General features: G+C 60.8%; 12 protein-coding genes. 6 read left to right on the forward strand and 6 right to left on the reverse strand.

Going from position 1 to position 10754, the window contains the following annotated elements:
- Positions 1–14: 14 nt before the first annotated feature.
- The gene (locus NKH35_RS19345) at positions 15–1361 is read right to left on the reverse strand and encodes a class I SAM-dependent methyltransferase (protein ID WP_352597521.1); all 1347 of its coding nucleotides are present in this window, start codon (positions 1359–1361) and stop codon (positions 15–17) included.
- An 8-nt stretch (positions 1362–1369) separates the two neighbouring features.
- Complete coding sequence (locus tag NKH35_RS19350; protein ID WP_155929547.1) at positions 1370–2557, reverse strand: methyltransferase domain-containing protein; 1188 nt, start codon at positions 2555–2557, stop codon at positions 1370–1372.
- A gap of 792 nt (positions 2558–3349) precedes the next feature.
- On the opposite strand from NKH35_RS19350, the gene NKH35_RS19355 reads away from it, so the two are divergent.
- Positions 3350–3526 carry a hypothetical protein gene (locus tag NKH35_RS19355; protein WP_352915854.1) on the forward strand — a complete coding sequence of 59 codons (177 nt, stop codon included), beginning with the start codon at positions 3350–3352 and terminating at the stop codon, positions 3524–3526.
- A 34-nt stretch (positions 3527–3560) separates the two neighbouring features.
- On the opposite strand, the gene NKH35_RS19360 is transcribed toward NKH35_RS19355, so the two are convergent.
- The 3 genes from NKH35_RS19360 to NKH35_RS19370 form a co-directional block, all read right to left on the reverse strand.
- Entirely contained in the window at positions 3561–3863 is a 303-nt protein-coding gene (locus tag NKH35_RS19360; protein ID WP_023670262.1) for a DUF982 domain-containing protein, read from the reverse strand.
- A gap of 166 nt (positions 3864–4029) precedes the next feature.
- The gene (locus NKH35_RS19365; protein WP_352915856.1) at positions 4030–6111 is read right to left on the reverse strand and encodes an ATP-dependent helicase; all 2082 of its coding nucleotides are present in this window, start codon (positions 6109–6111) and stop codon (positions 4030–4032) included.
- Between the two features lie 50 nt (positions 6112–6161).
- Positions 6162–6329 (reverse strand): hypothetical protein, encoded by a 168-nt coding sequence (locus NKH35_RS19370; RefSeq protein ID WP_352915858.1) that lies wholly within the window; start codon positions 6327–6329, stop codon positions 6162–6164.
- A gap of 136 nt (positions 6330–6465) precedes the next feature.
- Here NKH35_RS19370 and NKH35_RS19375 point away from each other — a divergent pair, with 136 nt between their 5' ends.
- A complete protein-coding gene (locus tag NKH35_RS19375; RefSeq protein WP_352915861.1) occupies positions 6466–6618 on the forward strand; it encodes a hypothetical protein in 153 nt (50 codons plus the stop codon).
- Between the two features lie 239 nt (positions 6619–6857).
- On the opposite strand, the gene NKH35_RS19380 is transcribed toward NKH35_RS19375, so the two are convergent.
- Positions 6858–7826 carry a LysR substrate-binding domain-containing protein gene (locus tag NKH35_RS19380; protein ID WP_352915864.1) on the reverse strand — a complete coding sequence of 323 codons (969 nt, stop codon included), beginning with the start codon at positions 7824–7826 and terminating at the stop codon, positions 6858–6860.
- 111 nt (positions 7827–7937) lie between these two features.
- On the opposite strand from NKH35_RS19380, the gene NKH35_RS19385 reads away from it, so the two are divergent.
- The 4 genes from NKH35_RS19385 (at position 7938) to NKH35_RS19400 (ending at position 10592) form a co-directional block, all read left to right on the forward strand.
- Positions 7938–8771, forward strand: coding sequence for a hypothetical protein (locus tag NKH35_RS19385; RefSeq protein WP_352518950.1), 834 nt, complete (start codon positions 7938–7940; stop codon positions 8769–8771).
- A 25-nt stretch (positions 8772–8796) separates the two neighbouring features.
- Positions 8797–9753, forward strand: coding sequence for a DMT family transporter (locus tag NKH35_RS19390; protein WP_352560211.1), 957 nt, complete (start codon positions 8797–8799; stop codon positions 9751–9753).
- Complete coding sequence (locus NKH35_RS19395) at positions 9746–9979, forward strand: hypothetical protein (protein WP_023733893.1); 234 nt, start codon at positions 9746–9748, stop codon at positions 9977–9979. The genes NKH35_RS19390 and NKH35_RS19395 overlap by 8 nt, the downstream gene beginning before the upstream one ends.
- A 166-nt stretch (positions 9980–10145) precedes the next feature.
- Entirely contained in the window at positions 10146–10592 is a 447-nt protein-coding gene (locus tag NKH35_RS19400; RefSeq protein WP_023670270.1) for a Ros/MucR family transcriptional regulator, read from the forward strand.
- The last annotated feature ends 162 nt before the right edge of the window (positions 10593–10754 follow it).

The raw sequence follows: 10754 nt of genomic DNA on the forward strand, positions 1-10754 counted from the left end.
AAAAACCGAATAACTCAAGCATTTAGGGTTTCATATCGAGGAAGTAAGCTTGTAAGATCGATCCTAAGGTTTTCGACATCTGGAATGAGGTTTGGCGGTACTTTCACCCATAAATCATTCTCTTCGAATGCCCGAAGAACAGAGAGAGCACGACGGTTCTGGCCTGCATATTTTAACGAAAGCGCTTCGTGATACTTCGCCCGCCAGATTAAATCGGCTTCGACGCCCGCTACCGAGGAATCGATTGACAGCTTTTTCCGGCACAGCAGATGTGCCGCACAGAGATGCTCGGCCGCGTGCAGGTAGTCGCCCTTGTGGATGAGCAGCAGCATTCCGCGATAGTAGGTCGAAGCCGCTATGCAAAGCGGCCACCGGTCGGCAAACTCCGCCAACGTGTTTATGTCATCCAGTCTGGGCCGCGCATCAGCAAGAATTGAAGCGAAGCTCTTTTCCGCCAGTTCGTACTTGCCGTGATCGATGGCCCCGCGAAAAAGGCGATAGCGCAAGCCGATTGCCAACGAAGAACCAGGAGTGGCGCGCGAAACCGCATTCTCCAGATACCAAAGGATCTTACTCTGCCAACTTTCGGTGGGTTGGAATTCGATCGGTTTGCGCGATGCATAGAACAAGGTGCTGTCTGCGCTTTTGTCGACGGATACGAATGGCAATCCCGCTTCATCGAACAGCCGTGTCAGCGCTTCAGCGCTAAAGAGGATCGTGTGAGCTCCAGGTGACAGCAGAGCCAGAAGGGTGGATTGTTCAGTGGCAGGATTGATCCGCTCGGGATTGGGCGTGGTCAGGACAATCACCCCGTCCTCGGCCAAATACGATTTAAGGATTGCCAGAAAGCCGGTCACATCGTGAATGTGCTCGATTACCTCCGAGCAATGCACCACATCGTACAGATATTGTGGATTGGCGTTCAGCGGCGCAAAATCGCGGACGATATCGAGGCCGAGTTGATCCCGCCCCGCGCCACCATACTGTGAAGGCTCGAAGCCCTTGGCCTCCCAGCCGGCGATGGTGCGAACGGCATCCAGGGCAAAGCCGAAACCGCAACCGATATCGACGACTCTGCCGACTCGACCTTCTGGAACGACCCTGAGAATGTTCCGCGCGACAGTGTCGATGGAGGCGTTCATTTCAACGTAGTTGCGGATACCCAACGGGTTGGTGTGTTCCGTATAGTCGATTGATGGGAACGGGTGATAAATCAGCGACGCACATTGATTGCATCGGTAGAGCGACATCGTGCCGGCGCTCAGAACTTTTGCCTTGGCATTGGCGCCACCACACGCTGGGCAAACGAATTCCGCCGGGGCCGGTGGGCAGTCGAAGTTTATGAATCCCCTCTCTGGCATCGTTGTGATCAGTGCTTCGGATAGGCTTTGCTGTGGTCCATGGAATCGCTGCGCTGGAGCGGCCAGGAAACCGCACCATCCGGAAGATCGAAAGTCTTGCGCGCCAGGACATAGGACGCCGCCATTCCATCGTGGAGCGCAAATTCGAGCATGGGACCTTCCCGGAACGCCGGGTGCACATACATTTTGACCGGCGTCGTCATTCCGACTTCGAGGATCTCGAAGCCCATCTCGGGTGCGAACAGGACTTTCAAGCCTTCGCTCGAAATCCGCCAGAAATCGTTGGGCATTTCATGGACTGGAAAGGCTTGAGGCACCGAGTGCAGGGTCAGGCCTCCGACCTTCAGCACCCTGTTGATTTGCGCCGCCAGCAGCCACGGACAACTAAGATGCTCCATCACCGCATAAGAGAATATTCCGTCTATTGAGCCGGGCTCGAAATGCTCACCCAGGAAATGTGCGTCTGCCACAACGTCGACGCCTGGCGCTTCATGAATGTCGACACCGATGAACTTGCACTCGGGCTGGAACTGCCCTGCCTGTAGCGAAGATGACGGCCCCACGACACGCGCACCGATTTCCACGACGACACCGCCGGTCCTCTTCATCTCATCGGCAAAGCGCCGTTGCGTGAACATCGGCTCGGGAAGGACAGTGTTGACAGGATGATTGGCCGAAAGTGCGGAGATTTCGAATTCCGCCGAGCCATCGACGGTCTCGATTTCCAAAACCACCGGCCGGAAGGGACTGCAGGCCAAGTAGGCCGAGAAGCCGCATTTCATTGAATGCAGTGATGGGAAGAAGGTCGCCAAGTCGGATCGGTCGTGGAAGTCCGAAACCTCTACCCGAAAATCCCCGCTCTTCAGCCGCATCACCGTGATCGGGAGGTCCCAAGCATGGGCCCAGCCTTTTACGAACACGCCATACGTATCGCACCACAGATTGTCGATCAAATGGACAAATTTTTCGGCATGCGGTGCTTCGGCATGCGGTGGCTCCGCAGACGATTCTTCGGGAGGCGGTGCTTCGGAAGGTGGCGCTTCGGGAGGCGGTGCCGCAAAACTCAGCGAATTGGTCGTGTCGAGGTCAGGCTGTTTTCGAAAAGCAAAAAGCTGTCGAAAACCGGGTCGACCGGCTGCTGTGAACAGAGAGCCAAGATTGGCTCTATTCAAAAGGCTGCCCAGTCGGTACGTCAATATACCCTGTGTACTCTGCAACGCCCCACCCATTCCTATGCTGATATAGTTGCTGGTTTCTGCTAAATAACGTGTTCAGCGCACAGGTCGCTTGATCGTCCTCCCGGTTCACCAAGGCACGTTAGCCCTCAAAGCTTGATCGCACAATATGCTCTGAGAGTTATGTACATCAAGAATTGATCTACGTGGGGTGCGAGTTTTCGTAAAGCAAAAATTGAAAATTGCGCCCAAGTTTTGGTGCAGCGGCGGCCAACATATTTGTCTCCGTGGCGCAGGTAAAACTATCGCTTCTGAGAACGACTTCGCGATAACCACGATGTTACACGAAAGCGGTGGAGAATATCGTTATACAACCGAAATCTCGATTTTTCTGGCGATAAGCAGCCGCCAGCCGCCGTCAGCAATCCGTTCATCTCTTAGCATTAATCTCTGGCGAGCTGATCTTCGGCCCAACGAGGGCAGGGTGCCTCAAGGCGGTGCCGGTCATAGGAGATGGATTGGCTGGCAGCGCACCGCGTCCATCCTGTCGAACAGATCCTGACCAAATCGGCGTCGTTCCTGCCGGTCTTCGCGCTCGATTTTCGACCCCCGCCATACTGATCTTCACATTGGTCTATCAGTGGCAGTCGCTGTTCATCCATTCGACACGCGTATCAGGGTCGGACCGTTGAAATGGCTGCTGGCGTCACCGCGATTTCATCACTGGCATCATGCCAATGAGCGCGAAGCCTGGGACAAGAATTTCGCCGGGCAGGCTGCCCTTTGCTCGACATGCTGGGAGGCACATTGTTCATGCCCGACAGGATGCCGCAGAAATACGGCACCGATGACCCGGTTCCCTCGCTCTATCATCGGCAGCTTGCCTATCCCTTTGTCGGCGATCAACTCTTTGTCGGCAACACCGAACAGACCGCCCCGCCGGCAAGGCTGCCAGAGGCCTCGCCGACGTCTGCCGGCAAGTCCGAGTGATCTTTTTTGCTGGGCAGGCCCGGTCCCGGCCGTCTCAGACGGCGTAGCCGCCATAACCGTGTGCGACAGGCTTGACCGAGACGGCCGGCTGGACCGCGGGCCAGAGGATGCCTGCCGTGACTGCAAAGGTGATCAGGGCATCGCGTGCGGCCTCGGTCGAGATTTCGCCGGCGCGTGCCGCCTCGCAGGCCCTGACGGCCGCGCCATAGCTCAGGCGCCGGCGTGACGGCGGAAATTCGGTCAGGAAATCATGCATCTCGAACAGCGAGGCGAGCATGCGTTTGTGGCCGGCGCCAACGCTAACGGCAACCGGGGTGAAGAACATCGCATCGTGCATTCTGGCCTCTCTGGATGGGCGGAAAGGCGGCGGTCGCCGCTCTCCGATCGCGGGTTGGACGCCAGAAAACGCGGCTGGCGGCCCGAGGTTCCCTGAGAGATGCCATGACAGGCCGATTTGCTTCTTGAGGTCGCTCCCCGGCCGGCATCCGCGGTTGCGGCGGCTTCTATTTCCACATGCCGCGCATGCGGGCGCCGAGGTCGACGCGGACTTCAGTTCTGTGGCGCGGATCGTCCTTGGCGTGGACGCTCGCCCACGACGTCTGCTCGAAGGCGCCGAGGATCGAGGCCGGGATGAAACGGGTTCGCGAGGCATAGACGTGGCGGTCGCCGCGCGCTGCCTGGCCGTGAGTGAAGAAGCGCTGCGGCGTCACCAGATGCAGGCCGTCCTTGGCCCGCGTCATCGCGACGTAAAGCAGCCGGCGCTCCTCCTCGATGTCTTCCTTGGTGCCGACGCCGAGATCGGCCGGGATGCAGCCATCGACGGTGTTGAGCACGAAGACGTTCTTCCATTCCTGGCCCTTGGCCGAATGAATGGTCGACAGGATCAGATAGTCCTCGTCGCGGTGCGGCGGCCCGGCCTGGTCGCTGGTCGCATCCGGTGGATCCAGCGTCAGCTCGGTCAGGAAGCGCTCGCGCGAAGCATAGCCGGAACCGATCTGCTCGAGCTGCATAAGGTCGGCCCGCCGCGTCGTTGCATCCTCGTGGATGCGCTCAAGATGCGGCTCGTACCACAGCCTGACCTGTTCGAGATCGGCCGGCCATTTCCCCGACCGGGCGCGCAGGCCGGAATAAAGCGCAACGAAGGCTGGCCAGTCCTCAGCCGCGCGTTGCGGCGGCCGGTAGCGGGCCAGCCCCATTTCCTCGTCGAGCGATGTGGCCATGGTCTCGACGATGGTGCTCGCCGCCGAAGGGCCGATGCCGGGCAGGAGCTGCAGCACGCGGAAGCCGGCGACGCGGTCGCGCGGGTTCTCGGCAAAACGCAGCACCGAAAGCACGTCCTTGACATGGGCGGCGTCGAGGAATTTGAGCCCGCCGAACTTGACGAAGGGGATGTTGCGGCGCGTCAGTTCGATCTCCAGCGGGCCGCTGTGGTGCGAGGCGCGAAACAGCACCGCCTGCGATTTCAGCACCGTGCCGGCCTCGCGCTCGGCAAGGATGGCCTGGCAGACATAGTTCGCCTGCTCCGCCTCGTCGCGCACGCTGACCAGTTTCGGCCTTTGCGAGGATTTGCGCTCCGACCAGAGCTTCTTGGTGAAGCGCTCCGACGCCTCCGAGATGACCGCGTTGGCTGCCGCCAAAATAGTCACGGTCGAGCGGTAGTTGCGCTCCAGCATGATGACATCGGCGGCTCGCGCGAATTGTTGCGGGAAATCGAGGATGTTGCGCACTTCCGCGGCGCGAAACGAATAGATCGACTGCGCGTCGTCGCCCACCACTGTCAGTCCGGCGCCGTCCGGCTTCAGCGCCGAAAGGATCGAGGCCTGCAGCCGGTTGGTGTCCTGGTATTCGTCGACCAGCACATGGTCGAAACGCGAGCCCATATGCGCCGCGATCTCCGGCTCGGCGGCCATTTGCGCCCAGTAGAGCAGGAGGTCGTCGTAATCGAGCACGTTCTGCGCCTGCTTGGCCTCGACATATCGGGCGAACAGAACCTTCAGTTGTTCGGCCCAGCCGGCACACCACGGAAAGGCCGAACCCAGCACCTCGCCAAGCGGCGCCTGCGCGTTGACAGCGCGCGAATAGATCGCCAGGCAGGTGCCCTTCGTCGGAAACCGGCTTTCGGTCTTCGAGAATCCAAGTTCATGCCGGGCAAGATTCATCAGGTCGGCGGAATCCTCGCGGTCGTGAATGGTAAAGGCCGGGTCGAGGCCGATCGTCAGCGCATAGTCGCGCAGCAGCCTGGCGCCGATGCCGTGAAACGTGCCGGCCCAGGCCAGCGCATCGGCGATGACGGACGCGTCTCGGCCCAGCACCTCGCCGGCGATGCGTTCGACCCGCCTGGCCATTTCGGTGGCGGCGCGGCGCGAGAATGTCATAAGCAGAATGCGTCTGGGATCAGCGCCCCTGACGATCAGATGCGCGACCCGGTGGGCGAGCGTGTTGGTCTTGCCGGAGCCGGCGCCGGCGATCACCAGCAGCGGCCCGGCGATCTGGCCGTCGCCATGTTCGACGGCGAGCCGTTGCTCGGCATTGAGCTTCGCCAGATAGGCGGGCTGCAAGGACGAATCAGTGATGGCGATGGTCATCGCCTATCAAGCATCGTTTCCGCTTTGTTCGCAACGGGCCGAAGTCGCCCTTATCGCCGTGGCGCGATACCCGTCGCCGCCGACTGGCGCCGCAATGGGGCGCGTTCGTCGCCAGGCATCGGCAACGGATCGAAATTGTCGGGCACGTCCTTGATGATCTCCTTGGCGATGCGATAGGTCGCGTAAGCGAAAAGGCCGGTAATGAGCAGACGGATCATGGCGCGATCTCCTTTGGGCAACCAACCTCAGAGCCGCCGTTTGGTTCCAGCCGACGCGGTGTCGTTTGCGAGCGTGCAACCAAAGCTGAACCACCTCGTTGCCTTACGAAGGAGAGGGCAGACCTAGGAGGTCGCCATGAAGAGGCTTCTGATTCTATTGGCCGCCAGCTTGGCGCTCGCCGCCTGCGACAACAATATCCAGCCGCCCAAAGCACCCTTGCTCGACCAGGCCCCGCAGTCGGATTCGGCGCCAAAGCCGGCGGCCGGCGGCGATCAGCCCGCGCAATGATCGTTTTAGCGGGACGACAAGGCTGAAGGTGGCCTTCGGGAGAAGAAGGCCGGCGCCGCTTGGGAGGTGAGCTGATAGCGCCGGCCAGGCGGATATCAGGTCCGCCGCACAACCGAAGATAGCTGAGTCTCTCGCCTACGTCATGAGGTGGGCCGCATCGACCTGCTTCATGACGGCGCTTCTGCACAAAACAACTTCGATGTCAGATGGCGTGTGGAACGAAACTCGGCGGGAGGACGTCAGGCCATCGCCTGCCGCAGCACCGGGCCGCCGGCAATCCCGGCGTCCAGCTGGCACTGCGTCAGCGCCGCCTCGGCCATGATCCACTGCTTGAACAGTTCCACCTTGCGCGTGTAGGGCGCGGTGACCGGGCAGACGAAATACCAGCCGGCGGTGTTGGGGTGATGCACGGCAAACGGCGCCACCAGCCGCTCTGCGCGGATCTCGCTCGCCATATAGGCGCGGTTGGCGACTGCAAAGCCCATGCCGGCATTGGCCGCCTCATAGGACATCATGCAGGAATCGAAATAGATGCTCTTGGTCTCGCCGAGCACGGAACTCGCGCCGGCAAAACCCAGCCACGACTGCCAGTTCTGTGTGCAGGTGTCGGAATGCAGCAGCGTGAAATGCCTGAGGTCGTCGGGCGTCACCTGTGACGGCGGCGTGTCGCCGAGAACCTCGTGGAACAGCTTCCTGCTGCACACCGGCGTCAAATCCTCCTTGAACAGCAGGTCCGCCTTGAGCTCGGGAAAGCTGCCGTCGCCATAGCGGATCTCGAGGTCGAACTCGGAGGTGGCGAACTCATTGGTGGCGTAGGAGGTCGAGACCCGCATTTCGATTTCGGGATATTGCCGCTGGAACAGCGGCAGGCGGGCAAACAGCCAGCGCGCCGCGAACGTCGGCAGTACCGAAATCTTCAGCACATGCGCCTGCGACTGTCCGGTCGCCTCCATGCTGGCCGCCACGATGCGCTCCAGCGCCTCGCGAACGCGCGACACATAGGTCTCGCCTTCGGGTGTCAGCGACACCGCATTGCCGCCGCGCTGGAAGATCTTGAAGCGCAGCTGGTCCTCGAGGCTTTTGACGCGCTGGCTGACGGCGGAAGCAGTAATAAACTGCTCTTCGCCCGCGCGCGTGAAGTTACGGTGCCGGGCGGCACTTTCGACAATCTTCAGCGAATTGAGGTTGACCTGACTGAGCAGACGCACGCGTTTCGACCTTAAGCTGGGCTTACACTAGCACCAGCATTCCTAATTTTACAGGGGTGGGGAAATTAATCGACAGTTTACCAAGTGATGCCCCCATCCTGGAGAAGTAGAATGAACGCCCATACCATACCTGAACTGCGCTACGCGATGAGCCGAGAAGCCATTATCGGCCATGAGACGGCCTGGAAAGTGTCGGGTTTCGGCGTTGCGCAGTATCTGCATGGCTACGACCCGGCGCTGCTGGCGGCGATCGAAGAGGCGGCGTTGAAGCTCAAGGCCAGCCACGCCGTGCACAAGCACCTCGACCTGACGTTCATCACCGGCGCCGATCGTTTCATCCCGGAGATCAAGGAACTGCTGCACGACAAGCTGCGGCTGGAGCGTCTGTCCGACATGATGGGTACCAAGCTCGAGCCCTATCCGCTGTCGATCGTCGGCTCGACCGTCACTTTCATGAATCCCAAGGACGGCGCCGTCGATTGGCATTGCGACGGTGTCCCGGTCACCGAACTCATTCCGCTGTCGATCAGCAATCCGCTGGTCGGCGGCCATCTCGAAATCTACTGCGACGATTCCGAGACCGGCCGCGCCATCCTTGAATCCGGCCGCGAGATTCCGCGCAACCAGGTCATGCGCATCGACCACAAGAAGAACTACGCCACGCTCGGCCAGTTTCTCGGTGTGCTGCACCGCACCGCGCCGATACAGCTCGGCTCGCGCGTCACGCTGGTCCTCAACCAGCGCTCTGTGGCCAAGCCCTACGTCGACGACAATCGCATGTTCTATCTCGCAGCCGACAATGATCACGATCGCGAATGGGTCAACGAACTGGCCGAAGACGTCTGGACGAACCAGCTGCCGGCCTATCGCCGCTTCGAGGAAGAGCGTCCGGTTGCGGCGGCGACCGATGCGCCGGTCCCGGGCGGATCAAGGGAATCATGGTAGCCAGGGCATAGAAGTGGACGCCGGTTTGACCGTCGGTAACATCATGGTCGGCGATAAGGACAAGGCACCGTCGCGCCGATTCCGGGATGGATCCGGCTCGCCATCGGCCCTGGTCTTCGCCGCCGGCGCGGTCGCCCTGTGGTCGACCAACGCGCTGGTCGGCAAATCCCTGCTGGCCAGCCATCCAGTATCGCTCGTGCAGTTGCTGCAATTTTGTGGAGCGGCTCTGGTGTTCGCCGTCATCCATCTGGCGAGCCGGAAGGGGGACACGCAAGACGCAGCCTTTTCCAAGGGTGCTGACGGCACCCTGGCGCCGGTCGCGGTCGGCTTTATTGGCCTGGTCGGCACCATGGTGCTGCAATACATCGCCTTTGCCTCCATGCCGGTGATCGAGGCCAATCTCGTCGCCTACACCTGGCCGCTGATGGTCGCGGCGGCGGTCATCGTGCTGGGCAAGCGGCAACGCCCCGTGCTGCTGGGGTTGACTGCCGTGCTCGGCTTTGTCGGCGTGGCGCTGGTGATCTCGGGTGGTCGCGGCCAGCCTTTTCTCCAAGGCAGCATCGTCGGCTATCTCGCTGCCTTCGGCTCGGCGCTGTGCATGGCCTTCTATTCGATTGCGGTCGCCCGCCTGGCCACACCGTCGGAGCGTTTGCTTTTGCCTTCGGCATTGGTCGGCGTCGGCCTGACCTTGCTATGGTGTATTCACGACGGCGCAGCCTGGCCATCCAGCGAGCACCTCCTGCTTGGCCTCTATCTCGGCGCCGGCCCGATGGGGCTGGGATATTATTTCTGGTCGCGCGCCTTGAAGCTTGAAGGCGGCGGCAAGGTTGCGGTCATCGCCTATCTGACGCCGATCGCATCGACGCTGCTGCTGACGCTGTCGGGCGAAAGGCTGACGCTGACCGCGATAGCCGGTGCGGTCCTCGTCATCGGCAGCTGTATTGCGGTGGGCATAGAACGCTCGGAGGCTGAACATGCTTGACGACGATGAACGCCTCGCCAGACAGGAAGCATTCTGGCTGCTCAAGGAGTTCGGCGCCGAGGCGCCGCTCTACGCCGCCATGAAGGCCGAAAAGGCGATAGAGCAAAAAGATTTCGGCCGGTGCGCCCGCTGGAAGCGCATTCTGGAGATACTGGCCGACTCCAAACCTGCCGGGTCCGTGCAGTTGAAATCTGCTGGCGCGAAGTCGGCCGTTTCCAAGTATTAGATTTTCTAATTTGCAACGTTGCAACCTGTTGTGGAAACATCCTCCTGTTCCGATTCTTGATCGTTTATTGAGACTTAGCGACCCGTTGGGGGGTGCAGCTAGGTCGATACATCAAGAGAAGTCTTAAAAAAAGCCGGCAACTTCATGACCGGCGGGAGAAACAGAATTGCACACCATCGACAGCAAGACCGCTATTGAACTGACTGCTGACATCGTCTCGGCCTATGTCGGCAACAATCCTCTCCCTGCGTCCGGCCTGCCGGATCTGATCGCCAGCGTCAGCGCATCGGTGCGCAAGCTGGGCAGCATTGCCGCCGTGGAAAGCCCCGCGCTGAACCCCGCTGTCAATCCGAAGCGGTCGGTGTTTCCCGACCACATCGTCTGTCTGGAAGATGGCAAGAAATTCAAGTCGCTGAAACGCCACCTGATGACCGACCATGGTCTCAGCCCGGAGGAATATCGTGGCAAATGGGGCTTGCCGTCGGACTATCCGATGGTGGCGCCGAACTACTCCGCGACCCGTTCGGCACTGGCCAAGTCCTCGGGCCTCGGCCGCAAGCCGGCCGTTCCGGCCGCCGCGGCCAAGGTGACGAAGCGCAAACCCAAAGCCTGAACCAGGCAGCCTCTGAAAAGTCAGTCTGCTGTTTGCAATGGACGGCGCGCGTTAGGCGCGCCGGCTTCATTGCGTTTGGCCCCCCCAGCGCCCCGGGCCCTTCGCAGCGCCGCCCCCCCCTGCCAAAGACCCCGCCTGCGTTTAATGAACGCTCATTAGCTC

The organism is Mesorhizobium sp. M1143, assembly GCF_040318435.1.
GTDB lineage: Bacteria > Pseudomonadota > Alphaproteobacteria > Rhizobiales > Rhizobiaceae > Mesorhizobium.